This window comes from Bacillus cereus group sp. MYBK139-1 (assembly GCF_051916915.1).
GTDB classification, from domain to species: domain Bacteria; phylum Bacillota; class Bacilli; order Bacillales; family Bacillaceae_G; genus Bacillus_A; species Bacillus_A pacificus.
Genome location: NZ_JBQAHO010000005.1, coordinates 99,217 through 125,350 on the forward strand (window position 1 = coordinate 99,217; position 26,134 = coordinate 125,350).

Here is a 26,134-nt window from a genome sequence, read left to right on the forward strand (position 1 = left end):
TGAAGGGGAGAAGGAATGATTCGCATTGAGTATGATCGATTAGTAGCTATTTTTTACAGTATAGGGGTTTTATTATTATTAAAAATTCCAAATGATAATGAATTAATAGGGGAAGAGCTATTTAATCTCTATAAGGTTCCGATACATACGGATATTTATATGAATTACAAAGTTTCAAATATATTGATTGTTTCTTTCGTACTACATGTAATTGCATTTATATTATTTTTGAAATGGCTAGGAAAAAAGGAGTCTAGTACATTTAGAAAAATGAATAAGATAAAAGTAGTAGGTATTAGTATTTTGATTTTAATGATGCCGTTTATTTTAAATAACATCCTTCATACATTGAATAAAACATGGTACTACGCAGGAAAAACAGGCGTAGAAGCAATAGAATATAAAAAAGATGATAGCCAGTGTAGGATGGAGAAAAATGGAGAGGATATCGAACGAAAGTGCATCGTTACTTTAAAAAATTATCGTAATCATTCACAAGCATTAAAAGTTGTTTTATATGAGGATTCAAAAAGTTATCCAATACCAAATCCAATCTATTTACAAAAACATGAGACAAAGCAAGTCGAATTTCAAATTCCTGTTGTTTATAGTAGCGGTATTGAAAAAGATGAAGTTCCAAATATTAAAATACATTCACTGCATGAAGATGATACGAAATAAAATTAATCCGTAAGTAAAAGTTTATGAGTAGGAGCAATAATTTGAAACGATATAGAAAATCAACTTGAATCATCCAACATGCTGCGAGGTAATAGCATATTGGATGATTTTTTATTGTATCCCTTTTCTTACGTATGAAAAGGAGGGATACTTTGTTGAAAACGAAAAACATTGCAAGGATCATATATGGTTTTCACTTTACGTAATCTTTGAAAGTTAGGGCCATAATAACTAGTTTGCCAATTTTTAATGTCGATATCGGGCCAATTGACATAGTCACCTAGTGTATAAGGGTCTAAGCTTTCTCGTAAATCTTTAACCCAGCGTATATTTCGATTTTCTTCACCATCACATTTCCAAGAGGTAATGTATTCTTGCGCAATAATTGCTTTGCGATGGAAATAAGCTGTTTCAGTAGGCGGAATATTTTCAACAGCACCTACGAGCGATTGGTGCCAAATACTCGCATCCTTATTTGGTGCATGTGAAAGAAAATACTGCATGATTTGAATTCCTTTAAGAGGAATAGGTTTATATACGTAGGAACCGGAGCGCTTGAAGTTTTCAGGGATGTTACCACTGTTAAAAAATTCAACAGCCTTTATATAAGGAACTTCATCTATAAAGAGAGAGGGGGTACCAGTTTCAAGAAGAGGAGATAATAAGGAATGGAGTTCAGAGGGAGAGCCAACAAATTCACCTTGTGCTTCAATTTTGTTTTGTTGTTTTGTGAATAATTCAATTGATGAAGTGAGACGTTCGTCTACATAAGGCGCCCAGTTTTGCCAAGCTTGAAAGGCAGCAATAAAATCTTCCCATTCCCATGTAATGGAGAAGATTGATACATTTTTTATAGGGTGTACGCGAAAAGTCAAAGAAGTAATAATTCCGAAGTTTCCACCACCACCACCGCGGCATGCCCAAAACAAGTTATGGTTTTCATGTTCGCTTGCACGAATGATTTTTGCTCCAAATTTACCACATGCTTGTACCATTTCAACTTCTATTAATTGATCACATGTTAATCCAAATAAGCGTGAAAGCATACCGATGCCCCCGCCAAGTGTTAATCCAACAATTCCAACGCTTGCACTTGTACCAGCCGGTATTGTCACACCATAATTCCAAAGCTCTTTATAAACAGTGCCAAGGTTTGCACCAGCTTCAATTGTTGCTGTTAATTTATCTGTATGAACAGTAATGCGATGCATTTCACTCACATCAATAATAAGTCCTCTATTTAAAAGAGAAAAATTTTCATAGCTATGACGTCCGCTTCTTAAGCGAAATGGTACATGACGCTCGCGTGCCCATTTTAAGGCGTTACATACATCAGTTTTATTTTGGCAAAAAACAATAATACAAGGGAGTTTTGGAATACTTAAATTTAAGTTCATTCGGGCTATGTCATAGTCAGGATCTGAAGGAACAACGATACGACCTGTTAATTTTGTTTGTTTCAATTTATCACTCCTTTCTAAAATAAGTAGTGCTTTTTATTAATATATGAAAAGCATATGTAACGTGCGTGGACAAGAGCAGATGAGGAATGAGATTTGCTCTTGTGAGAAATAAATAAAGCATAAGAATAAGGAATCTACATAGAGTTCAATGAAAACAGTTGCAAACTATTCATATTTTGTTATGATAGTGTTACGAAAACGTTTGCATAAAATTTCCGATGGGATGCAAAAGGAGAGAATGACTATGAATAAAACATGGTGGAAAGAAGCGGTTGCTTATCAAATTTATCCACGTAGCTTTATGGATTCAAATGGTGATGGTATTGGGGATTTACAAGGTATTATTGCAAAACTGGATTATTTAAAAGATTTAGGTATAGATGTAATTTGGATTTGTCCAATGTATAAGTCACCTAATGATGATAATGGTTATGACATTAGTGATTATCAAGATATTATGGATGAGTTTGGTACGATGGAAGACTTTGATGCTTTACTAGATGAAGTTCATAAGCGTGATATGAAGCTTATTATTGATTTAGTTATTAATCATACAAGTGATGAACATCCATGGTTTATTGAGTCTCGTTCATCTAAAGACAATCCGAAGCGTGATTGGTATATTTGGCATGATGGTAAAGATGGTGCGGAACCAAACAACTGGGAAAGTATTTTTAATGGTTCGGCATGGGAATACGATGAAGTAACAGGACAATATTATTTACACTTATTCTCACGTAAACAACCAGATTTAAACTGGGAGAATAAAGAAGTTCGCGAAGTGTTATACGATACAGTTAATTGGTGGCTTGATAAAGGAATTGATGGTTTCCGTGTGGATGCGATCAGCCATATTAAAAAAGAAGATGGCTTTAAAGATATGCCAAATCCAAAAGAACTAAAGTATGTACCATCTTTTGATAAACATATGAATGTGGATGGTATTCAACCTTTATTAGAAGAGTTAAAAGAAAATACATTTTCTAAGTACGATATTATGACTGTCGGTGAAGCGAATGGTGTTAAGATTGAAGATGCTGAGCTTTGGGTTGGAGAAGAACAAGGTAAGTTCAATATGGTATTCCAATTCGAACATTTAAGCTTATGGGATGCAGAAAAGAAGAAAGATCTTGATGTTGTAGGGTTGAAAAAAGTATTAACGAAATGGCAAAAAGGTCTAGAAAATAAAGGATGGAATGCTTTATATATTGAGAATCACGATAAGCCACGTATCGTTTCAACTTGGGGAGATGATAAACAATATTGGCGTGAAAGTGCAACAGCTCTAGGGGCAATGTATTTCTTTATGCATGGTACACCATTCATTTACCAAGGACAAGAAATTGGGATGACAAATGTTCAGTTCCCAAATATTGAAGATTACGATGATGTAGCAATTAAAAATTTATATCGCGAGAAAATTGCAGAGGGCGTATCACATCAAGATATGATGGAAATTATATGGGCGTCTTGCCGCGATAATTCACGTACACCTATGCAGTGGAACGATGAGATGAATGCTGGCTTCACAACAGGTACAACTTGGTTTGGGATGAATCCAAACTACAAAGAAATTAATGTTGAAAAGCAAAAGAATGAAGAGAACTCTATTTTCAATTTCTATAAGAAAATGATTGCCTTGAAAAAAGAGCACGATGTACTGAATTACGGTACGTACGATTTAATTTTAGAAGATGATCCGCAAATTTATGCATATACTCGTACTTTAAACGATGAAAAAATCATTGTAATTAGTAATATCTCAAAAGAGGAAGCTGTATATAATAAGGAGTCATTCGGACTAGAACGCAAACGTTTGCTTTTAAATAACTATGAAGTTGCGGAACATGAACAAGTAACTACAATCACGTTAAAGCCTTATGAAACAAGGGTTTATCGTATTTCATAATAAAAAAGGATGCTCTTAGAGCATCTTTTTTTATGAAAAAAAATAAATTTCTATTGCAAAGTGAAAACGCTTTTATTAAAATAGATTTATGAAAACGGTTGCGTAAAGGGATAAAAACAAATTAAAATGAGGAATCGTTTTCATAAAGGGAATAGAAATTATAATTTAAATCATTATGTTGTTATAAATAAAGGGGAGGAAGAACAGATGAAAATTACGTCTTTTGATTTTTGGCAAAAGTTCGGGAAAGCGTTATTAGTTGTTGTAGCTGTAATGCCAGCAGCTGGTTTAATGATTTCTATCGGTAAGTTAATTGGGATGTCTGCTGGGGATATTAACGCAGTTCATACGATCGCTCGCGTAATGGAAGACATCGGTTGGGCAATTATTACAAATCTGCACATTTTATTCGCGGTAGCAATTGGGGGATCTTGGGCAAAGGATCGCGCAGGTGGTGCATTTGCAGCGCTATTAGCATTTGTCTTAACGAATAGAATTACAGGAGCTATATTTGGCGTAAACGCTGAAATGTTAGCGGATTCAAAAGCGAAAGTTTCTTCAGTATTAGCAGGAGATTTAATTGTAAAAGATTACTTTACTTCTGTACTTGGTGCACCAGCATTAAACATGGGAGTTTTCGTAGGGATTATCACAGGTTTCTTAGGAGCTACTTTATATAACAAATATTATAACTATAACAAATTGCCACAGGCATTAGCATTCTTTAACGGAAAACGATTCGTACCATTCGTTGTAATTGTTTGGTCTACAGTAACTGCAATTGTATTATCACTTTTATGGCCATTCATTCAAAGTGGATTAAATGAATTTGGTCGCTGGATTGCAGCTTCAAAAGATAGTGCACCAGTTGTTGCACCATTTGTATATGGAACGTTAGAGCGTTTACTATTACCATTCGGTTTACACCATATGTTAACGATTCCGATGAACTACACAGAGCTGGGCGGAACATATACGATGTTAACTGGCTCAAAAATTGGACAAGTTGTAGCAGGACAAGATCCTTTATGGCTTGCATGGATTACAGATTTAAATAACTTATTAGCAAATGGAGATACAAAAGCATATAACGATCTACTAAATAATGTTGTACCAGCTCGTTTCAAAGCTGGACAAGTTATCGGTTCATCAGCAGCGTTAATGGGTATTGCATTCGCAATGTTCCGTAATGTTGATAAAGAAAAACGCGCAAAATATAAACCAATGTTCTTATCAGCAGCGTTAGCAGTATTCTTAACAGGTGTAACAGAACCAATTGAATTCATGTTCATGTTTATTGCTCCAGTATTATATGTTGTATATGCAATTACAACAGGACTTGCATTCGCATTAGCAGACTTAATTAACTTACGTGTTCACGCATTCGGATTTATTGAGCTAATCACTCGTACACCGATGATGGTGAATGCAGGACTAACTAGAGATTTAATCAATTTCGTTATCGTTTCATTAGTATTCTTCGGTCTGAACTTTACACTATTCAATTTCTTAATTAAAAAGTTCAACTTACCAACACCAGGACGTGCAGGTAACTATATTGATAACGAAGATGAGTCATCAGAAGGAACAGGAAATGTACAAGATGGTTCATTAGCAACAAAGGTTATTGATTTATTAGGTGGAAAAGAAAATATTGCTGACGTAGACGCTTGTATGACACGTTTACGTGTAACAGTAAAAGATTTAGATATTGTTGCACCAGAAGCACAGTGGAAACAAAATGGTGCTTTAGGACTTATCGTAAAAGATAAAGGTGTACAAGCTGTATATGGTCCGAAAGCTGACGTATTAAAGTCAGACATTCAAGATATGTTAGGTGCGTAATAATATGAAATTGCTAACTTTAAACTGTCACTCTTGGCAAGAAGAAAATCAAATAGAAAAGATAAAATATCTTGCTAAAGTCATTCAAGAAGAAGAGTACGATGTCATCGCATTGCAAGAAGTAAGTCAGTCGATAGGGGCTAAAAATGTATGCGGTAACAAGAAAGAAGATAATTTTGGACTTTTACTATTAGAAGAGTTAAAAGCGTTACATGTAAAAGATTACAATATTACTTGGGATTTCTCTCATATTGGTTATGATGTGTATGAAGAAGGATTAGCGATTATAACGAAGCATAATGTTGTAAAAGAAGATACGTTCTTTATTTCAGAAAATAAGGATACAACGTATTGGAAAACACGCAAAATTGTAAGTGCAACAATTGTTTATAATGGTAAGAACATCACGTTTTACTCTTGCCACCTCGGTTGGTGGGATGATGAAGAAGAATCATTTAAAGATCAAGTGAATCGTTTGATGGAGCGTGTAGATAGCAATGAACTTTCCTTCTTAATGGGTGATTTTAATAATAACGCTCGTTTGCAAGGGGAGGGTTATGAATATATGATGCAAAAAGGTTTGCACGACACATATGAACTAGCAATAGAGAAGGATGAAGGAACAACTGTTCAAGGTGAGATTGCTGGTTGGGATGAAAATAAACATAATTTGCGAATCGATCTAATATTGTGTAACCGAAGTGAAAAAGTTCGTTCTTCAAAAGTTATTTTTAATGGTACAAACCGAAATGTAATTTCAGATCATTTCGGTGTAGAAGTACAAGTAGATATATAATAGAAGAAATCCTCACAGATGATAAAAAGCTGTGAGGGTTTTTTTAGGAATACAAGTATTTCCAAGAGAAAATACTTGTATTTTTTATGACATTTCCTATATATTTGTTATTATTGAATGTAAAACCGATTTGGTCATTTTGTATTCATACTTTGACTGACTTCGTTATATAATGTAGTAAGTCAAAGTTAATGGGAAAAAATAGTTCGTTTTTGGTTAATCCACGATGTAGAAAGTGATATAATTGCAAAATGTATGTATCATTTTCTAAAGAAGGAAAAATATATAATTAGGTGATAACTTCTATGAAACAAATTTGGCGTATTTATAAGACAGATTTACGGAATGTAGCGAAACATTGGGCTGCAATTGTTATTGTTGTAGGGTTAATGATTTTACCATCGTTATATGCATGGTTTAACATTAAAGCTTCCTGGGATCCATACGGAAATACAAAAGAAGTTCCCATTGCAGTTTCTAACCAAGATGCAGGCTCTAATTTAAGAGGAAAAGATATCAATATCGGGAACGAGATTGTAGATTCTCTGAAGAAAAATAAAAATCTTGGCTGGAAATTTGTAGATGAAAAACAAGCAATTTACGGAGTTGAACGCGGGGATTACTATGCAAGCATTACAATCCCAAAAGATTTCTCTGAAAAGATTGCAACTGTTCTGGATGAAAATCCACAGAAACCAGAACTTGATTACTATGTAAATGAAAAGGTAAATGCGATTGCACCGAAAATTACAGCAAAAGGTGCATCAGGTATTACAGAAGAAATTAGTAAAAACTTTGTTAAAACAGCGAACGGTGAGATTTTTAAAATCTTCAATGACCTTGGAATCGATTTAGAAACAAACTTACCAAGTATCGAGAAAGTAAAAGATCTTGTATTTAAACTAGAAGCGCAGTTCCCAGAAATGAATACACTTATGGATAAGGCGTTAGATGATGCGACTCGAGCAGAGGATGTTGTGAAAGTAGCGCAGAAAGAATTGCCGGTTGTAGAGAGTGTTATTAATGATGGGCAGGATACACTTAAGAGTTTAGATGCGTTCTTTGCGAGAAATGATGAAACATTGAATCGTGCTCCGGGAACTATTAAGAATAATCTAATTGCAATGCAAACAGGTTTGAATGGTGCGGCGGCGATTACGGATTTCTTAAAAAATCCATCTGTTGATTTCAATCTGGTGCTTCCAGATCCGGCTACATTCCCGGTGTTGCCTGATATAACTATTCCACAGATACCAGAACTACCGCAGGTGAATGGTCAATTGTATAAAGATATTGCTAAAAATATTGATCAAACTGTAAATAATGTATTCGGCTCAATACGTGTTGGAACAACTTATGCACAAGGAGTTATAAACGGGTTACAAAATGGTAATTTTGACCCGGAAAAAGCGAAACAAGATCTTAATAAGGTTTCTGAGAATCTTCAAGGTCGTGTGGATAGTGTTTCATATTTAATTGATGTCTTTACTAAATTTAAAGAATCTGCACCAACTGATTCTGGAAAAGACTTCTTCCAAAAACGAATAGATAAATTAACGAATCTTAAATCAGCTATAGAAAATGCAAATGGCGGCGTTAAAGATATCGCTAATATTATAGGTACAGGGCAAGAAGTGAAACAAGATGTAAGGGATGCTACTAATAAAAAGTTAGATGCAATAAATAATTTGGTAAACCAAGCGGAGGCAGATTATAATGCAACGTTCGTAGCAGATTTTGAAAAAGCGGTAAGTACGGCTGAACAATTAAAAGATAAGGTTGGAAATGCGCAACAGAATTTAAATCAAGAAATAAACAAAACTAATCAGATATTAGACAATGGTAGAGAAAAATATGATAAGGCTGTAAATGATTACAGCAGATTAAAAACGGAGCTTGGAAAAGCGAGAGAAGACTTAAATAATAAAGGTGTCAACGGACTAGATTCGACAAAAGTAGCTTTAAATGATTTAAATGGGCAGTTCAAAGCGGGGCGAAATTTAGTTAACGATATGATTCCCGTTATGGAAAATGCGAATAAAGTTTTAGCAGATGCAAATAGTGATAAGAACATGAACAACATGATTTCTAAATTGAATAAAGTAAAAGATGGTTTTCAAAAAGGAATCGATTTAACAGATAAAGGAATTGACGCTATTAATAAAGGTCAAAAACCAGCGGCAGATGTTATTGAGAGTATTAATGAAGTATCTAAGAGCGTTTCGGGTCAAATTGGTGACATTTTAGCTAAATATGATTCAGAAATCACTCCAAATTTCAATGCGGCTATTGCTCGTACGAAAGAGATGTCTAAAAACACATCTCAAATTTTAAAAGAAGCAGACAAAAAGCTTCCGGATGTTAAAAAAATACTAGAAGATTCATCAAAAGGCTTAGTAGATGGTAAAAAGAAATTAGCAGATATTAAAGCTGAAATGCCAGCTACTGAGAAAAAGATTAAAGAATTGGCAGATAAAATTCGTGATTTTGAATCTGAAGAGGATTTAAAAGATATCATACGCTTATTGAAAAACGATGTTGAGAAGCAAAGTGATTACTTCGCGAATCCAGTCAATTTAAAAGAGAATAAGTTATTTGCGATGCCAAACTACGGTTCAGCGATGTCACCATTCTATACAGTGCTTGCATTATGGGTAGGCGCATTATTAATGGTTTCATTATTAACAGTAGAAGTACACGAAGAAGGCGCGAATTATAAGAGCCATGAAATTTACTTCGGACGTTTATTAACATTCTTAACGATAGGTCTTTCACAAGCGTTTATCGTATCAATGGGAGATATATTCTTACTCGGTACGTACGTAGTCGATAAGTTCTGGTTTGTATTATTTAGTTTATTTATTGGTGGAGTCTTCGTTTGTATCGTATACTCACTCGTTTCTATTTTCGGAAACGTTGGGAAATCGATGGCGATTATTTTACTTGTACTGCAAGTAGCAGGATCGGGCGGAACATTCCCAATTCAAATGACACCAGCGTTCTTCCAAGCAATTTATCCGTTCTTACCGTTCACATACGCAATTAGTGCAATTCGTGAAACAGTAGGCGGAATGCTTTGGGATATCGTAACGCGAGATTTACTTGTGTTAAGTGCTTTCGTAGTAGTTATGATTGTTGCTGCGTTATTATTGAAAACACCAATTAACAAATCAAGTGAAAAATTTGTTGAGAATGCAAAAGGAAGTAAAATTATTCATTAATAATAAAAGGTTCCTACCGATAGAGGTAGGAACCTTTTTTATTTAATCAAATTTTAATTTTTTTAATGCTTCTGCGAATGGGTTATTTAATGGTTCTTCTTCTTTTTTCTGCTGTTTCATATATTTTTGAACGTCGCGCTTATCAGCTTTGTTTCCAGATTCCTTTTTACGTCTCTCTTGGAATGTCGATAATTTCTCGCGATAGCCACATTTACATGCGAAGATTTGTCCAGCACCTTCACCACGTAATTCTAATTTTTTCTTACATTGCGGACAACGAGCGTTTGTTGTACGAGATACATTTTTACGATGACCACATTCACGGTCTTGGCAAACGAGCATCTTTCCTTTTTTGCCGTTTACCTCTAGCATTGGTTTACCGCAATCTGGACAAGACTTTGTTGAAATATTGTCATGTTTATATTTTTTATCACTCGATTTAATTTCAGAAACAATTTCTTTCGTATAGTTTTTCATTTCGGAAATGAATACTTCTTTTTTCAGTTTACCCTTTGCAATTGCCTCTAGCTTTTGTTCCCACTCACCAGTTAATGTAGGTGATTTTAACTCTTCTGGTACTAAATCAAGTAACTGACGGCCTTTTGATGTAATGTGAATATCTTTACCGCGTTTTTCAATTAAGAACGAATTGAATAGCTTGTCAATAATATCAGCACGCGTTGCTACAGTACCTAATCCACCAGTCGATTTTAACGTATCAGCAAGTTGTTTATTTTGCGTATCCATATATTTTGTAGGATTCTCCATTGCTGAAAGTAAAGTTGCTTCATTAAAGCGTGCAGGTGCTTTCGTTTGGCCTGATGTTTGCATAAGTAACTTTACAGTTAATGTATCGCCCTTTTCAATGTGAGGTAGAATCTGCTCTTTTACGTCATCAGTTACATCATCATCTTCAAAGCGATTTTCATATACTTCCTTCCAACCGGCATGTAAAATTGTTTTACCGCGTGCAATGAACGTTTCATGGCCGACTTTTGTGCGTAATGTTAGTTGTTCGTATTCGAATGCCGGGAATAAAACAGCTAAGAAACGTTTTACAACTAAATCATAAATTTTACGTTCTTTATCTGTGAAGGCGGAGAAGTTAACGTATCCTTCTGTCGGAATAATTGCGTGATGATCACTTACTTTACTATCATCAACAAATGATTTATTAGCCTTGATAGGCTTTTGTAATACTTTATGTGCTAAGGAACGGTACTCTCCAACACCGCATGCTTTTAGACGTTCTGGAAGTGTTCCAACGATATCAGATGAAATATAGCGTGAATCTGTACGAGGGTATGTTAGCACTTTATGTTGTTCATACAATTTCTGCATAATGTTTAATGTTTCTTTCGCAGAGTAACCGAACTTTTTATTGGCATCACGTTGTAATTCAGTTAAATCGTAAAGACCAGGAGAGAATGATTTCTTCTGTTTTTTATCAATTTCCATAACAGTAGCATTATGTTTATCTAAACCTTTTACAATACCATCAATTTTTTCTTTATTAAAACTGCGGCTATTGCCATTTGCATCTTGCCACGTTAGTTTTAATTGATTTGTTGTTTGAGCTTCAATGCCGTAGTAAGTTTGAGCTTTGAAGTTCTTTATTTCATCTTCGCGATTAGCAATCATAGCGACAGTAGGTGTTTGCACACGGCCGCAATTCAGCTGGGCATTAAAGCGAGTTGTTAAAGCGCGAGTCGCGTTAAGACCGATATACCAGTCAGCTTCTGAACGTGCAACTGCTGAAGCGTATAAATTGTCATATGCTTTACCTGGTTTTAAATTTGCGAAACCATCTTTAATTGCTTTATCAGTAACAGATGAAATCCATAGACGTTTAATTGGTTTGTTAATTCGAACCTTATCAATAATCCAACGAGCGACTAATTCTCCTTCACGCCCAGCGTCTGTTGCTACAATAATTTCATTTACATCTTTTCTAAGTAGCTGACTTTTTACAGCATTAAATTGTTTCCCTGTTTGTTTAATAACAGTTAATTTCAAACGCTCAGGTAGCATAGGTAAATCTTCTAAATTCCACTTTTTATATTTCACATCATAGCTTTCTGGATCTGCTAATGTAACAAGATGACCTAAAGCCCAAGTTACAATATATTTACTACCTTCAAGGTAGCCATTTCCTTTTTTATCACACTTAAGTACACGTGCAATATCTCGTGCAACGGAAGGCTTTTCAGCGATTACAACGCTTTTTGACATATTTAAAACATCCTTTCAAATTTCCATACGTTAACTATAGCATACATCTTCTTGAGATTCAGTTTCGCTCCAGATTTGAACGTTTTTTAATGGGATAACATCTGTTTGAAAGTGAATGATCGTGACAGAACATAATATGCACCATGATGAGACTGTGAGAAATAGATAGTTATTATGCGTATTGTTTTATTAGTTGCTTCTATATTAAATAGAAAAGTAAAGAACTTGTTATTTTACTAGAATAAGAGTAGACTTTGAAGTAGAAGAATACTAAACACATGGGAGTTTGTGGATACAAACTGAGAGTATGACTAGTCCGTCATTGACCATTTGAACCTGTTGGATAATGCCAGCGTAGGGAGAGTGTAAAAGCACATGTTCAGGCACTTTGCGTACGCGCAAAGTGCCTTTTTGTGTATCTCCCATAACTATAGTTAGGAGATGAGAAGGATGAATATGAAAGAAATTAGTAAAGTAGTGGATTTGGTGAGAGAATCTAATCCGCTCGTTCATAATATTACAAATGTTGTTGTAACAAATTTTACAGCTAACGGTTTGTTAGCGTTAGGGGCATCGCCTGTAATGGCGTATGCAAAAGAAGAAGTGGCAGAAATGGCTAGCATTGCTGGAGCGTTAGTATTAAATATGGGGACGCTTCGTCCTGAAGAAGTAGAAGCGATGTTACTTGCTGGTAAATCAGCAAATGTGAACAATGTACCAGTACTGTTTGATCCAGTTGGCGCAGGAGCAACGTCGTATCGAACAGAAGTTGCGAGACATATTCCGGCTGAAATCGAATTAGCAATTATTCGCGGAAATGCAGCTGAAATAGCGAACGTTATTAATGAGAGATGGGAAATTAAAGGGGTAGACGCTGGTGCTGGAAATGGTAATGTCGTAAGTATTGCAAAGCAGGCAGCGGATGAATTGAATACAGTTGCAGTAATTACTGGAGAAGAAGATGTTGTTACAGATGGAGAGCGAACGATTGTTATTCAAAATGGTCACTCTATTTTAACGAAAGTTACGGGAACTGGTTGTTTGCTAACTTCTGTAATAGGAGCATTTGTAGCGGTAGAAAAGGATTATGTAAAGGCAGCGGTAGCGGCATTAACGTTTTATGGTGTAGCCGCGGAACTAGCAGCTGCTAAGACAGTAGAAAAAGGACCTGGTAGTTTCCAAATTGAATTTTTAAATCAGTTAGCGAATACCACTTCGGGTGATATAGAGAAGTATGGGAAGATTGAGGTTATATAGTAAGGAGGGAAAATAAATGTCGCGTATTTCAAAGGCAGAAATGTCTAGGTTGTTATCCGTATATTTTATTATGGGAAGTAACAATTGTACGAAGGATCCACTACAAATATTGAGAGATGCACTTGAAGGCGGTATAACAATTTTTCAATTTCGTGAAAAGGGGGAAGGCGCTTTAACGGGAGAGAAACGTATTTGTTTCGCAAAAGAACTACAAGTAATTTGTAAGGAGTATGGTGTACCATTCATCGTAAATGATGATGTGGAATTAGCTCTCGAGTTAGATGCAGATGGCGTGCATGTTGGACAAGATGATGAAGGAATTACTTCTGTTCGTGAAAAAATGGGGGATAAAATTGTTGGTGTATCTACACATACAATTGAAGAAGCACACTGGGCAATTGAAAATGGAGCGGATTATTTAGGTGTTGGCCCTATTTTCCCAACGAGTACGAAAAAAGATACGAAAGCGGTGCAAGGAACGAAAGGTTTAGCTCATTTTAGAGAACAAGGAATTACAATACCGATTGTCGGGATAGGTGGCATTTCAATTGAAAATACCGCTTCGGTTATAGAAGCAGGTGCGGACGGTATTTCTGTTATTTCTGCGATTAGTTTAGCGGAATCTGCGTATGAAAGTACGAAGAAGTTAGTTGAGGAAGTAAATAAGAGTTTGTAGGAAAAAGAAACTTCACAAAAATAGTAAAGAACATAATGGAAGAATGGACAGTTAAAAATATTTAAACAAACGTTTGATTAAAAAAGCACAAACCCTTTAAAACTTTGGGTTTGTGCTTTTTCTTTAAAACATAATTGATATTAAGAGCATTCCAATTCCGATAGAAGTGAATGTTGCGATTAGGCCTGGAATCATAAAGCTATGATTTAAAACATATTTACCAATGCCAGTTGTACCAGTACGATCAAAGTTAATGGCAGCAACGATTGTTCCGTAGTTTGGAATGAAGAAGTATCCATTTACTGCAGGGAACATCGCGATTAGTAGTGCTGGTGGAATACCGAGTGATAATCCAAGGGGCATTAAAGCGCGTACTGTTGCAGCTTGGCTATATAGTAAAATAGATAGAATGAATAATGCGATGGCAAATAGCCATGGTGCACTTGTTACTAGGTGCTGAATGGATCCTTGAATCATATTTAAGTTTCCGTTAAAGAAAGTATCTCCCATCCAAGCGATCCCGAAAATAGCAACAACTGCTGTTGCCCCTGCTTTAAAGACGTTACCAGACACGATGCTTTCTACATTTGGTTTACAGAAAATAATAATAAGAGCTGCAATCGTTAACATAACCATTTCAATTGTGTTTGGCATGGAAAGACGGGCTAACTTCCCATCAACTATCCATCCTGGACGAAGTGCTTCAAATGAACCGAGAAGTACGACAAGAAAAGTTCCTACTAGGAAAAGGATAACTGATAATTTAGCGCCTTTTACACCAACAAATTCTTTTTTCTCTTCAATCTTAGGGATCATTCCTTCTTTTAATCGTTTTAAGTACTCAGGGTCTTCATTTAATTCTTTCCCCATTTTGCTAGCAACAAATGCAGCTACCATACAAGCGATGAAAGTAGAAGGGATACTTACTTTTAAAATATCTAATAAGGTGATTTTATAGTCAGCTAACATTGCTAAAAGTGCAACTGTTGCAGCTGAGATAGGACTAGCTGTAATTGCTTGTTGGGAAGCAATTACGGCGATTGACATTGGTCGTTCTGGTCTAATCCCAGATTCGCGAGAGACTTCTGCGATAACAGGAAGTACAGAATAAGCAACGTGACCAGTTCCTGCACAAAGTGTAAATAAATAAGTAACAATTGGAGCAAAGAATGTAATGCGTTTTGGATTTTTTCGTAATGCTTTCTCAGCCAGATGAACAAGGTAGTCCATTCCTCCAGCGGCTTGGAGTGCACCAGCAGCTGTAATTACAGCTAAAATCATAAGCATTACATCAATAGGAGGAGCTGTAGGTTGTAAGTGGAAGACGAAAACAAGTATTGCCATACCAACGCCACCCATTACCCCTAGACCAACTCCGCCTAGGCGTGCGCCAATAAAAATGCAGAGTAGTAACGTAAGAAATTGTAGCCAAAACATGATAAACTACCTCCGAAATTCATTAGTTAAGATATATTCGAATAATTTAATTTAAATGAAAATTAAAATAAATACTCAAAACAATCCTTGTATTATATACATTTTTTATTATATAACACAAGAAATGTAACATTCACGTACTTTGTTAAATTATTTCGAAAAAATAATACATTAAAACTTTGCATTTGCATCTCTAAATAGGTGGACATTTTAATTTTTATGTTGTAATCTTTGATAGAGAATAATGTAATTCTCATAGAACTCCCATATCGTTCAACTCGTTCAGCGAGAAAGGCAAACTGGTGGAAACATTAGGACGCAAAACTACAGGAGCTAAGGCCGAAAGGCTACGCTAGCCAGTTACCGGACGGATAGGGTTGGTCTTGACCAATGCTTTTTCATTGGTCTTTTTTTTATTTGCGAATAAATGAGAAACCTTATCAGCTGTTGATAAGGTTTCTATTTTAATAGTTTTCCTTTATATTAAGTTAATTAAGAAAGGTGATGTTGATGAAAAAATATTGGCACAAGCTATCATTTCTTCAAAAGAATGTATTGTTAACTGTGCTAGTTATTTTGACGCTTGTTGGTACTATGGGAGCGTTAAGTTTTAACATGTTTCAAAATAGCATGATGTCTATATTTGAAAGGCATTCTTTTGAAACAGGAGATACGGTATTACATAAATTAGACGAAGAAATAGTGAGAGATGTTACAAAGGATCCAGTGGCACAAAGAGAAAAGAGAGAGAAGTTAACAGAGAAATTAGATGAAGCAACGGAAGAATTGAATAGCGTTGGACAAATCTATATTGTTGGAGCAAAAGAAAACGAAAAAGGTGAGTTACTAATCGTCGATTTGTCTACAGAGTTAGCAAATGTTGTTGAAGTAAGGCCGGGAGAATATTATAAACAACCAGATCTTTGGATGAAAGCATACGATAAGGTAATGAGCACGAAAAAGGCAAATATGACAGTAGTATATGAAGATCTATTAGGATCATGGGTAACGATATTAGAGCCAATTAAAGATGGAGACGGAAATATTGTGGCAATTGTTGCAGCCGATGTAGATGCTTCTATTGTTCCTATTACAAAGGAAAAGTTCATTATACAAGGTTTAATGTTTATTTGTATTTCTGTTTTAATTGCAACTGTTATTCAATTCTTAATCGTACGTAACGCACTTGCTCCATTGCGGGATTTACGTGAAGGATTGCGCAGAGTTGGTGAAGGTGATTTAAGTATTAAATTAGAGGAAAGACCAGATGATATTGGTATTATTAATGCGTATTTTAATAATACCATCGAGAAGTTTAAAGGAATTATAGATAAAGTGAAGCAGACGGCAGAACAGGTTTCCTCATCTTCACAAGAATTGTCAGTGAGTACGAAAGAAAATAGCATGGCAGTCCAAGGAATCGTAAGTTCTATAGTTGAGTTAAGGGCTGGCGTTCAATTGCAAGAAACGTCAGTACCAAAGTATTTAGATATTGTATATGAAATGGAAGATAGGATGGAAGAGATAAATAATATTGCAAAACAAATGACGAAAGAGTCTGAAGGTACAAAGCATCATTCAGAAAAAGGAAATGGTATTATTGACCAGACGATGAATCAAATGAACATAATACAAAATGCAGTACAAGATTTATCTTCTATCATTTATTCTTTGGAAGTAAGATCAAAAGAAATTAGTGATATTGTAACTGTAATTACAAGTATTTCAAATCAAGCGAATTCGCTAGCTTTACATGCTACTATTGAAGCTTCACGTGCTGAGGAAACTGGAGAGGGATTTGCTGTTGTTGCTGATGAAGTGCGTAAATTAGCAGAGCAGACGGAAGCATCAGCAAAAGATATAGCAAAATTAATAGGGGAAACACAAGCCGGAACGGAAGAAGCTGTTGTTTCAATGCAAAAAACCTCAAAAGAAGTAGAGTCTGGAATGAAACTTGTTGAAAGTAGTGGTGCTTTCTTTGAAAAAATTTCGAAATCAGCACAAACTGTTACCAATCAAGTTGGAGTTGTTTCTAGCAATTCAAATAATATATTGCAAAATAGCCAAAATATTGTTCGTGTTGTAAATGAACTATCAATTATTGCAAATAAGTATGCGAATAGTAGTAGTAATGTTGAAGAAAGTATGAAAGAACAGGAAATGTCTGTACAGGATATTGCTGAATTAGCCAGTTCTTTAAGCTGGCTCTCACAGGAGCTACAAGAGTTAATTGGGGAATTCAAAAGTTAAATGAAATGATTATACATGCTTTTGTTTGTTCAATAAAATAAATCATGCTACAATGAAAACGAATTAAGGACCGGGGAGCCAATTGGCTGAGAGGATGTGAGCAAACATCGACCCTCAACCTGATCTGGATAATGCCAGCGTAGGGAGTTACTTAAAGTGATGTAGCATATGTTATTCTATAATAACTTGCATACAAGGCTTTCCTACGTAGTAGGAAAGCCTTTTCTTGTTTTAAAATTTAATTTCATAAGGGGGATTTTACTATGTCACAACAAGTTACAATTTCGTTTTCAGTAGTACCACAGGCAAAGAACAAAGATGTGTATTCTGTTGTTGATAAAGCAATTGAGGTTGTACAACAATCGGGAGTTCGTTATGAAGTAGGGGCAATGGAAACAACGCTGGAAGGAGAATTAGATGTACTTCTTGATATCATTAAACGTGCACAACAAGCTTGTGTGGATGCTGGAGCAGAAGAAGTGATTACTTCTATTAAAATCCATTATCGTCCAAGCACTGGTGTAACGATAGATGAAAAAGTTTGGAAGTACCGTGATGAATATGCAAAACCAGAAGCAATCTAAAATAATTACAGCAATTTGGCTTATCCTTCTCATTGTGATATGGGAAGGATCTGTTTCATTATTTAAAATTGAACCGTGGATTTTACCGAAGCCTTCTGCCATTGTTCAAGAATTAATTGGAATGAAAGATTTACTATTACCGAATACGCTGCAGACGTTGCAGGAGGTTATAATTGGACTTTTCTTTGCGATTTTAATTGGAACAAGCATTGCAATTCTTATGGACGTTATCCCTTTATTTCGTATTTTAATAAATCCGTTGCTTGTTATTTCACAAACGATTCCAATCGTTGTACTTGCACCGTTATTTATTATTTGGTTTGGATATGGAATGCTACCGAAAGTAATGGTAGTCATACTCGTTTGTTTCTTCCCGATTGCGCTTAGCATTTTAGAAGGTTTTCAAACGGTAGATAAAAATATGTTGAAGTTGTTGCAAACGATGAAGGCAACGAAATGGCAAGTTTACCAGAAAGTAAAGTTTCCAGCAGTGCTTCCATACTTTTTCTCCGGTTTGAAAATTGCAGTTACATATAGCGTAATGGGAGCGATTATTGGAGAATGGCTCGGTGCCAGTGAAGGATTAGGAGTTATGCTTACAAGGGCTACGAAATCCTTTTTAACAGCCCGAGTATTTGGTGTTGCAGCAATTATTGTTATGGTGACATTATGTCTGTATTTTATCGTAGAGTTTATGGCAAGAATAACAGCACCATGGATATATAGAAAGGACGGCAGGAAATGAAAAAAGGTTTAAAAGTTATGTTGGCTGCCTTATTAGCGGTAAGTGTGGCTGGATGTAATCCGGCGAAGAAAGAAGAAAGTGTAAGTAAAGATCAAAAAGTAAAAGTCGTATTAGATTGGTTTCCGAATACGAATCATACTGGCTTATATGTAGCGCAAGCGAAAGATTATTATAAAAAGCAAGGCTTAGATGTAGAAATTATTCAGCCTGGTGATAATGTGACAGCGGAGCAAATGATAGCTTCAGGAAAAGCTGACTTCGCAATAAGTGCACAAGAAAATGTAACATTGGCTCGTGTGGAAGGTATTCCCGTTGTATCGGTAGGAGCGATTATTCAGCATAACACTTCAGCTTTTGCATCGCTTAAGAAAGATAACATGATTTCACCGAAAGATTTTGAAGGTAAACGTTATGGAGGCTGGGGAGGACCAGCAGAAGAAGCTACATTAAAGACAATTATGGAGAAACATCAAGCTGATTTTAATAAAGTTGAAAAAATTATCTTAGGACAAACAGATTTCTTTAAATCAATTGGTCGTGATGCAGACTTTGAATGGATTTATTACGGATGGGATGGAATTGAAGCGAAGCGCCAAGGAAAAGAGTTAAATACGATTATGGTGAAAGACTTAGACCCAGCGCTTGATTTCTATAGTCCTGTTATTATTACGAGTGAAAAACATACGAAGCAAGATAAAGACTTTGTGAAAAAGTTTATGAGTGCAACGACAGAGGGGTATAATTTTGCAATTAAAGAACCAAAAGAAGCTGCTGATATTTTAATTAAGGCTGTTCCAGATGTAAATAAAGAGTTAGTACAAGAAAGTCAAAAATGGTTAAGTACGAAGTATCAAGATGATGCAAAAGCGTGGGGAGTACAGAAGGAAGAAGTTTGGACGAATTACATGAATTTCTTATATGATAACAAAGTTATTAAGAAGAAAATTGATGTGAAAGATGCCTTTACAAATGAGTTCCTTCCAAGTGAAAAATGAGTGGATTACAAATAAAAGATATTGTGAAATCTTTCGATGGAAAGAATGTATTAGCAAATATTAGTGCTTCTATACGAGAGGGAGAGTTCGTTTCTTTTGTAGGACCGAGTGGTTGCGGGAAAAGTACACTATTAAATATGATTGCAAATGTTGAAAATCCAACAAGTGGAAATGTAACGTATAACGATAAGCAAATACAAGAGCAAGATGTTGTAAGTTATATGCCGCAGCAGGATTTATTACTACCGTGGCGATCAGCTTTGCAAAATATCGTTCTTCCGTTAGAAATTGAAGGAAAGCCAAAAAAACAAAGGCTGACAGAAGGAATGGAAGCATTAAAGCAGTTTGAACTAGATGAATATGCAGATCATTATCCAGATGAATTGTCTGGTGGTATGCGTCAAAGAATTAGTTTTCTGCGCACATATTTATGTGAAAAGCCAATTATGTTACTTGATGAGCCTTTTGGTAAATTAGATGCTTTTACAAAAATGGAAGTACATAGCTGGCTTTTAAACTCTTGGCACCAAGAGAAGCAAACAATCGTTATGGTTACACACGACTTAGATGAGGCAATCTTGCTTTCGGATCGCGTATTTATTTTATCTCAAAGACCAGCATCAATAGTTGGTGAGGTACAAGTGAAATTACCTAGGCCGAGAACGATGGATATGTTAACATCACTTGAGTTAAAGAAGGATAAGGAAGAAATTTTGAGAGTATTAGCACCTTATATGAAAAAATAGAAAAAGTCTTTTAACAGTTTTTAGTATAATTACTGTTAAGAGGCTTTTTTATATAGGGGGAGAAAGATGAAATCTATAGAGCAAATAGTGGATGAATTAACAGCAGATAATCTCGAAGAAGGAAAATCTTTATTAAAAAATCATATTTTATTAATGAAGTATGGTATGGAACATCATGAATTAAACGAAGAAGAAATGACAGAAATTTTAAAGTGGGTTCAAGGCCGGGATCAATTGAGAAAAGATGTTCCGGAATTACGTGATTTACATTTAATTAAAAAGTTTCAAGCGGTATTAGATGAATTTATTCATTCAATAATTTTAAATGGTTATGTAGAAGACGCGGTAGAAATTCTAGAGAGTGTATTAAAAGGTATGGGGGCAGTCGCTCATATTGTAAAAATTATGTTTGTTGGCAAAATGAAAGTTAATAGAAATTTTTTAGAAATGGTAGAAGAGTTAAAACGAGAGTGCTACAACTTAATGGAACAGCGTGCTGCTGTCGGGTTGCATGCTCAAATCTTTCACGTTTTAGGTTTCATTCATTCGATTCAGTTTGATTTAGAAGAAAGGTCACAGGAACATGGGCGAAGTGTAATAGGATTTTTAACAGATTTTAAAACGAATGAATTGAAGTCTGTGCAACAATTTCAAACTGAAGATCATATCCCAGAAGTGAAAAATATAGTGAGTAAAGAGTATGGGATAGAATTACAAAGAAGAATTTATATGTGGAAATCGTTAACAATTATCTTTACAAGTCCATATGCATTAGAAAAGATGTATAAAGAAATTTATGCAGAGAACGATAAAACGGAGAAGGAACAAAAAGAACAATAGAGAATAGAATATAAAAGAGTAGTTTATACTCTTAATATAACGAATGTTAAAGGAGTGAAAGGATAAAATGACTTTATCAACTGTTCTTCAAATGGTTTTAGCTTGATAAGGGAGAAGTCTGCCCATTTTTATCGATTAAGCTAAATTGAAGACAGCAGGTAAAGAACCTTAATCCTTTTTTACGATAATATGTAATGGGTAAGGTGTATTCACCTTACCCATTTTTTATATGTACAATTAAATAAGGCTTTATACTGTTGCTCTCTCTATTTAGCTTATGAACCATAAGTAAAGGAGAGAAAATAATGAGTATATTAACAGTAGAAAATGTAAGTCATTCGTACGGTGAGAAAACCATTTTATATAATGCATGTTTTCGATTATTGAAGGGCGAGCATGTTGGGTTAGTAGGGGAAAATGGAATTGGAAAATCAACATTGTTAAAGATTTTAACAGGAGAACTTATACATGATGAGGGGGATATTGAATGGTTTCCTCATATGAAGGTAGGTTTTTTACAGCAGCATATAGATTTACAAGAAGGGATGACAATTGAGGGATACTTGCAAAGTGCATTTGCTGATTTGTATGCGATTGAATGTGAGATGTTAAAAATTGCTGAAGAAATGAATGGAGCAGGAGAAGTAGAAAAACTGTTAGTAAAGTATGGAGAATTACAAACTATATTGGAAAGCTCTAATTTCTATCACATTCATACAGAAGTTGAAGAAGTAGCAATCGGTTTAGGTTTATTTGAAATAGGGTTAAAAAAGGATGTATCGAAGTTAAGTGGGGGACAGCGAACAAAGTTATTACTTGGGAAGCTTCTTTTAGAAAAAGCTGATGTTTTATTACTAGATGAACCAACAAATTATTTAGACACAGCCCATATAGAATGGTTGCAATCGTATTTGAGACTATATGAAAAAGCTTATGTAATCATTTCACATGACGAATTATTTTTGAACAGTATTACAAATGTTATTTTTCATCTAGAAGGAGGGAAAGTGAAGCGATACGTAGGAAACTATGAAAAGTTTGTACAAAGTTATCAAGTGCAAAAGAAACAATTACAATCGGCGTATGTGAAACAACAAAAGGAAATCTCTCAGTTAGAAACATTTATTCAAAAAAATAAAATTCGTAAAGCGAAACAGGCTAAAAGTCGAGAGAAAGTATTGGAGAAAATGCAAAGGATTGAAAAGATTCATCCTGTACCTCGATCCCGTTTTGATTTCAATGTTTATGAGGAGCCGGTGAGTCGTATATTGCAAGCTGAGAAACTAAGGATAGGTTATAGTGATCCGTTATGTCCAGAGTTGAATTTACAAGTGAAAAAAGGAGAAAAGATAGCGATTGTTGGTCATAATGGAATTGGAAAAACGACGATGTTAAAAACTTTATTAGGTCAAATAAAGCCGCTAAGTGGTTTCATTTCTGTTGGAGAACGAGTAAATCCTGCGTATTTTGCCCAGGAAGAGTTTGCTTCAGAAACAACACCGTTAGAGAAAGTTTGGGCAGAGCGACCAGATATGACAAAGAAAGAAGTGCGCCAAGCGTTAGCAAAGTGTGGATTAAAAGAAGAACACGTATTGAAACCTATTCGTTTATTAAGCGGTGGAGAACAAACGAAAGTGCGTTTATGTGAACTTATCGTAACGAAAAGCAATGTTTTAATTTTAGATGAACCGACTAATCATTTGGATATAGAAACAAAGAAGTCTTTGCAGGAAGCGTTACAACAATATACAGGAACAGTTTTACTTGTCTCACATGAGCCTTCTTTCTATGAAGCGTGGATCACAAAAGTATGGAATATAGAAGAATGGAACGCTGAACAATATGAATAAAGAAAAGGCATTAGCTTATATAAGCTAATGCCTTTTCTTTGTGATTAACATGATTTTCGAGAACTCTTACATGAGAATTGTATGAAGAAGCACTCTTATGGTGCGCTTATAAGCGTGCTTTTTCTTTTGTTATGTTTATATTTATAATAATACTAGATGCCTTTCCCTAATAGGCGACTATCTTTCTTTATATATATAGATAGTTTGAAATGGAATAAAAATAATTCCTATATGTAAAGGATAATGTGATTAGTATAGGAAGACAATAGAGCTTAAAGGAAATTCATGTAAAATTCAGATGAACTTCACACGAACTTCATATTGTAAACTAAATATAATTATAATAGGTTATTATAATGTTTATTTGTGATTTTTCATAAAATTAAAAGTTTGAATTTAGGAGAGAGGAATCAAACCTAAATTCAAACTTTAGTGAAATAATTAGTGGAAGTTACGTTTAGTTTTCGCTAATGGATGCATTTGTAAGTTCAGCAGGAGTGCCTGTTCCTGCTCCTCCGATTGTAATCGATCCACCAGGAGGAATTTGACCATTCCATCCTGCATTCGTAATTACGTAATGATTATTTATTTTACTACTAATTTTAGAATCCCAAACTTGTGTTAAATTGCCGTTATAATCAAATTCTAATTTCCAGTTTTTAATAGGGGTCGTTCCACTATTTTTAATTACAATCGAGAAGTTGTAACCACTTCCCCAATTTGAAGTGACTGAAAAGGTAGCATTGTTATTTCCACCAGGAGGTGTTGTGCTAGCATCGTCTGTTTTTACAATAATAGAAGTAGGCTGTGATTTATTCCCAGCGGCATCTTTTGCTATTATTGAAAATTTGTATTCTGTATTAGATTTTAAGTTTTTAATTGTAATGCTATTTGTTGTTGTACTCCATTTCTCTTCCCCAGCAGTAATTTCATATTCCGTAACTCCTACGTTATCAGTAGATGCAGTCCAGTTTAATTGAACTGAGTTTGAATTTTTATTTGTAACAGCAATATTTTTTACGTTTGTTGGTGGCTCAGTATCTTTTTGAGTAATAGGTCCACCTAGTAATTCTTTTACTAACGTATCAAGTAATTTTGGCCCACTACAACTATATTTTGGACTTGTACGGCAATCTCCGCTAAGCTCCCAAAACATTGCGCCACTTAAACCTTTTGTTTTTATATAGTCTGTTTTATATTTCATAGATTCATTATCATCGTAGCTAATAAATGTACCTGTAGTCGCATTATATAAATAAGGTACTTTCGCTATATCGTTCCATCCGCGAACAAAACCATTTTTATTAACATAATTAGCCGCTAAATCACCATAATCGTATACACCTGTATCACCGGTAGAATAATCATCCCAAGTACCTTTAGAAGCGAGTTTTCCATCACTACCTGGCTTACAAGGTTGGTATTGGCCGTTATTTTCTTTTCCGCAACTTTTCCATCCACGTCCGTAAAAAGGTACACCTAATACGAGTTTATCTGCTGGAACCCCTTCATTTGTATAAATGTCTATCGCACCATCTACGTAAAATTTCGTATCCGCTGCTGGGTCATTTGGATCTTTGTATAGAGCTGCATTATGGTTAGAAGTAGCTTCCCATCCACCATGGAAATCATATGTCATAATATTAATCCAATCCAGTATTTGAGAGATTTTCTTTAGCTCTGTATGATCGGCATAACGTTGGCTTGCACCTGATGCGATTGTTAGTAAATATTGTTTGCCATCTTCTGCACCAGCTTTCGTTAATGCATTTCGAACTTCTTGAAGGAGTAGGGTGAAGTTTTGCTTATCTTCAGGACGATAACTACCACCAGGAATCGTTTCTACGCCCGGATATTCCCAATCTAAATCAACGCCGTCAAATCCATATTCGCGTAGGAAATCGACTGTAGATTCAGCGAATACTTTTCTTGTTTTTTCATCAGCGGCCATGTCAGAAAAGCGGTTAGACCAAGTCCAGCCACCAACAGAAATAATTGTTTTTAAGTGAGGATACTTAGCTTTTAATCGTTTCAGTTCGCCGAAATTTCCGCAGCGTGCGTATTTATCACAATCTTCCCAAGTTGTACCTGAGCCAGGATAAGATTTTGTGACATCGGCCCATGGTTCACCGAGTACGAGAGTACCATTAGGGACTTCTTTATTTTGCAGTGGTACACCAGATTCTTTACAGTTCCACGTTTGTTTATTTGGGTTATCGGGGTGAGTAGAAGGGTTTCCATGTTTTCCATTCCAGCAAATATCAGCGAAAGCGTAGTTTAAATGAGTTAGCTTTGATGCATCAATGTCTGCAACTTGATAATTACGTCCGTAAATGCCCCATGAAGGAAAATACCCAACAACTTTTTGACCTTGCTTTGGTGAATCTGCTAATGCGAAATTTGGAGTAATAAAGTTTGTGAGAAAAAGAGGTAAGAAGAGTAGTAGGGATAGTAATAGCAGTGTGAACTTTTTTGATTTCATAGTCATTTCTCCTTTCAAAATAAAAAATATATTTAAAGGCATGCGCCAATAAACCAAAATGAATCTAGACGTATGAAACGTCTAGATAGAAAATGATCAGACATCACGAAGTCTATACAAGGGAG

General features: G+C 35.2%; 18 protein-coding genes and 3 riboswitches. Of the genes, 14 read left to right on the top strand and 4 right to left on the bottom strand.

All coding sequences use genetic code 11. The features are described from left to right. The first annotated feature begins 15 nt into the window (after window positions 1–15). On the top strand, window positions 16–681 hold the full coding sequence (locus ACTFRS_RS23170) for an ABC transporter permease (RefSeq protein WP_242294344.1): 666 nt from the start codon (window positions 16–18) through the stop codon (window positions 679–681). Between the two features lie 128 nt (window positions 682–809). On the opposite strand, the gene ACTFRS_RS23175 is transcribed toward ACTFRS_RS23170, so the two are convergent. Continuing rightward, the gene (locus ACTFRS_RS23175; RefSeq protein WP_242294343.1) at window positions 810–2,144 is read right to left on the bottom strand and encodes an FAD-binding oxidoreductase; all 1,335 of its coding nucleotides are present in this window, start codon (window positions 2,142–2,144) and stop codon (window positions 810–812) included. 244 nt (window positions 2,145–2,388) lie between these two features. Between ACTFRS_RS23175 and ACTFRS_RS23180 the strand changes: the two genes are divergently transcribed. The 4 genes from ACTFRS_RS23180 to ACTFRS_RS23195 all read left to right on the top strand — a co-directional run bounded on the left by ACTFRS_RS23180 (window position 2,389) and on the right by ACTFRS_RS23195 (window position 9,915). Then, window positions 2,389–4,053, top strand: a complete 1,665-nt coding sequence (locus ACTFRS_RS23180) for a glycoside hydrolase family 13 protein (protein WP_318160948.1) — start codon at window positions 2,389–2,391, stop codon at window positions 4,051–4,053. A gap of 207 nt (window positions 4,054–4,260) precedes the next feature. Beyond that, window positions 4,261–5,898, top strand: coding sequence for a PTS transporter subunit IIBC (locus ACTFRS_RS23185; protein WP_113760207.1), 1,638 nt, complete (start codon window positions 4,261–4,263; stop codon window positions 5,896–5,898). A 4-nt stretch (window positions 5,899–5,902) separates the two neighbouring features. Next, window positions 5,903–6,694, top strand: coding sequence for an endonuclease/exonuclease/phosphatase family protein (locus ACTFRS_RS23190; RefSeq protein WP_139869474.1), 792 nt, complete (start codon window positions 5,903–5,905; stop codon window positions 6,692–6,694). A gap of 305 nt (window positions 6,695–6,999) precedes the next feature. Then, on the top strand, window positions 7,000–9,915 hold the full coding sequence (locus ACTFRS_RS23195; RefSeq protein ID WP_318160947.1) for a YhgE/Pip domain-containing protein: 2,916 nt from the start codon (window positions 7,000–7,002) through the stop codon (window positions 9,913–9,915). Between the two features lie 42 nt (window positions 9,916–9,957). On the opposite strand, the gene topB is transcribed toward ACTFRS_RS23195, so the two are convergent. After that, a complete protein-coding gene (topB, locus tag ACTFRS_RS23200; RefSeq protein ID WP_139869476.1) occupies window positions 9,958–12,147 on the bottom strand; it encodes a DNA topoisomerase III in 2,190 nt (729 codons plus the stop codon). Window positions 12,148–12,415: 268 nt separating this feature from the next. Continuing rightward, a riboswitch (TPP riboswitch) is annotated at window positions 12,416–12,525 on the top strand. A 63-nt stretch (window positions 12,526–12,588) separates the two neighbouring features. On the opposite strand from topB, the gene thiM reads away from it, so the two are divergent. Next, on the top strand, window positions 12,589–13,404 hold the full coding sequence (gene thiM / locus ACTFRS_RS23205) for a hydroxyethylthiazole kinase (protein WP_338134337.1): 816 nt from the start codon (window positions 12,589–12,591) through the stop codon (window positions 13,402–13,404). Window positions 13,405–13,420: 16 nt separating this feature from the next. Then, window positions 13,421–14,080 (top strand): thiamine phosphate synthase, encoded by a 660-nt coding sequence (thiE, locus tag ACTFRS_RS23210; RefSeq protein ID WP_139869478.1) that lies wholly within the window; start codon window positions 13,421–13,423, stop codon window positions 14,078–14,080. A gap of 123 nt (window positions 14,081–14,203) precedes the next feature. On the opposite strand, the gene ACTFRS_RS23215 is transcribed toward thiE, so the two are convergent. Then, window positions 14,204–15,517: an anaerobic C4-dicarboxylate transporter family protein gene (locus ACTFRS_RS23215; protein ID WP_000498715.1), complete on the bottom strand. Its 1,314-nt coding sequence runs from the start codon at window positions 15,515–15,517 to the stop codon at window positions 14,204–14,206. 283 nt (window positions 15,518–15,800) lie between these two features. Next, a riboswitch (cyclic di-GMP riboswitch) is annotated at window positions 15,801–15,885 on the top strand. A 142-nt stretch (window positions 15,886–16,027) separates the two neighbouring features. Here ACTFRS_RS23215 and ACTFRS_RS23220 point away from each other — a divergent pair. The 7 genes from ACTFRS_RS23220 (at window position 16,028) to ACTFRS_RS23250 (ending at window position 23,527) form a co-directional block, all read left to right on the top strand. Beyond that, complete coding sequence (locus tag ACTFRS_RS23220) at window positions 16,028–17,767, top strand: methyl-accepting chemotaxis protein (RefSeq protein WP_242294341.1); 1,740 nt, start codon at window positions 16,028–16,030, stop codon at window positions 17,765–17,767. Window positions 17,768–17,828: 61 nt separating this feature from the next. Beyond that, a riboswitch (TPP riboswitch) is annotated at window positions 17,829–17,930 on the top strand. Between the two features lie 100 nt (window positions 17,931–18,030). Then, window positions 18,031–18,351 (top strand): MTH1187 family thiamine-binding protein, encoded by a 321-nt coding sequence (locus tag ACTFRS_RS23225; protein WP_000082897.1) that lies wholly within the window; start codon window positions 18,031–18,033, stop codon window positions 18,349–18,351. Next, entirely contained in the window at window positions 18,323–19,096 is a 774-nt protein-coding gene (locus ACTFRS_RS23230; protein WP_139869480.1) for an ABC transporter permease, read from the top strand. Before ACTFRS_RS23225 ends, ACTFRS_RS23230 begins: the two co-directional genes overlap by 29 nt. Then, window positions 19,093–20,091 carry an ABC transporter substrate-binding protein gene (locus ACTFRS_RS23235; protein WP_139869481.1) on the top strand — a complete coding sequence of 333 codons (999 nt, stop codon included), beginning with the start codon at window positions 19,093–19,095 and terminating at the stop codon, window positions 20,089–20,091. The genes ACTFRS_RS23230 and ACTFRS_RS23235 overlap by 4 nt, the downstream gene beginning before the upstream one ends. Beyond that, complete coding sequence (locus ACTFRS_RS23240) at window positions 20,088–20,837, top strand: ABC transporter ATP-binding protein (protein ID WP_139869482.1); 750 nt, start codon at window positions 20,088–20,090, stop codon at window positions 20,835–20,837. The genes ACTFRS_RS23235 and ACTFRS_RS23240 overlap by 4 nt, the downstream gene beginning before the upstream one ends. Window positions 20,838–20,903: 66 nt before the next feature. Continuing rightward, window positions 20,904–21,677 (top strand): hypothetical protein, encoded by a 774-nt coding sequence (locus ACTFRS_RS23245; protein WP_242294340.1) that lies wholly within the window; start codon window positions 20,904–20,906, stop codon window positions 21,675–21,677. Window positions 21,678–21,982: 305 nt separating this feature from the next. Then, window positions 21,983–23,527: an ABC-F family ATP-binding cassette domain-containing protein gene (locus ACTFRS_RS23250; protein ID WP_318160946.1), complete on the top strand. Its 1,545-nt coding sequence runs from the start codon at window positions 21,983–21,985 to the stop codon at window positions 23,525–23,527. A gap of 457 nt (window positions 23,528–23,984) precedes the next feature. On the opposite strand, the gene ACTFRS_RS23255 is transcribed toward ACTFRS_RS23250, so the two are convergent. Then, a complete protein-coding gene (locus ACTFRS_RS23255) occupies window positions 23,985–26,009 on the bottom strand; it encodes a glycosyl hydrolase family 18 protein (protein ID WP_242295043.1) in 2,025 nt (674 codons plus the stop codon). Window positions 26,010–26,134: the final 125 nt, after the last annotated feature.

Bases quoted from the DNA above. Each gene is read 5' to 3' on its own strand.
- ACTFRS_RS23185 (WP_113760207.1), top strand. From the start codon at position 4,261: ATGAAAATTACGTCTTTTGATTTTTGGCAAAAGTTCGGGAAAGCGTTA.
- ACTFRS_RS23195 (WP_318160947.1), top strand. From the start codon at position 7,000: ATGAAACAAATTTGGCGTATTTATAAGACAGATTTACGGAATGTAGCG.
- ACTFRS_RS23220 (WP_242294341.1), top strand. From the start codon at position 16,028: ATGAAAAAATATTGGCACAAGCTATCATTTCTTCAAAAGAATGTATTG.
- ACTFRS_RS23245 (WP_242294340.1), top strand. From the start codon at position 20,904: ATGAAATCTATAGAGCAAATAGTGGATGAATTAACAGCAGATAATCTC.
- thiE (WP_139869478.1), top strand. From the start codon at position 13,421: ATGTCGCGTATTTCAAAGGCAGAAATGTCTAGGTTGTTATCCGTATAT.
- thiM (WP_338134337.1), top strand. From the start codon at position 12,589: ATGAGAAGGATGAATATGAAAGAAATTAGTAAAGTAGTGGATTTGGTG.
- ACTFRS_RS23250 (WP_318160946.1), top strand. From the start codon at position 21,983: ATGAGTATATTAACAGTAGAAAATGTAAGTCATTCGTACGGTGAGAAA.
- ACTFRS_RS23215 (WP_000498715.1), bottom strand. From the start codon at position 15,517: ATGTTTTGGCTACAATTTCTTACGTTACTACTCTGCATTTTTATTGGC.
- topB (WP_139869476.1), bottom strand. From the start codon at position 12,147: ATGTCAAAAAGCGTTGTAATCGCTGAAAAGCCTTCCGTTGCACGAGAT.
- ACTFRS_RS23170 (WP_242294344.1), top strand. From the start codon at position 16: ATGATTCGCATTGAGTATGATCGATTAGTAGCTATTTTTTACAGTATA.
- ACTFRS_RS23190 (WP_139869474.1), top strand. From the start codon at position 5,903: ATGAAATTGCTAACTTTAAACTGTCACTCTTGGCAAGAAGAAAATCAA.
- ACTFRS_RS23240 (WP_139869482.1), top strand. From the start codon at position 20,088: ATGAGTGGATTACAAATAAAAGATATTGTGAAATCTTTCGATGGAAAG.
- ACTFRS_RS23225 (WP_000082897.1), top strand. From the start codon at position 18,031: ATGTCACAACAAGTTACAATTTCGTTTTCAGTAGTACCACAGGCAAAG.
- ACTFRS_RS23180 (WP_318160948.1), top strand. From the start codon at position 2,389: ATGAATAAAACATGGTGGAAAGAAGCGGTTGCTTATCAAATTTATCCA.
- ACTFRS_RS23230 (WP_139869480.1), top strand. From the start codon at position 18,323: ATGAATATGCAAAACCAGAAGCAATCTAAAATAATTACAGCAATTTGG.
- ACTFRS_RS23255 (WP_242295043.1), bottom strand. From the start codon at position 26,009: ATGAAATCAAAAAAGTTCACACTGCTATTACTATCCCTACTACTCTTC.
- ACTFRS_RS23235 (WP_139869481.1), top strand. From the start codon at position 19,093: ATGAAAAAAGGTTTAAAAGTTATGTTGGCTGCCTTATTAGCGGTAAGT.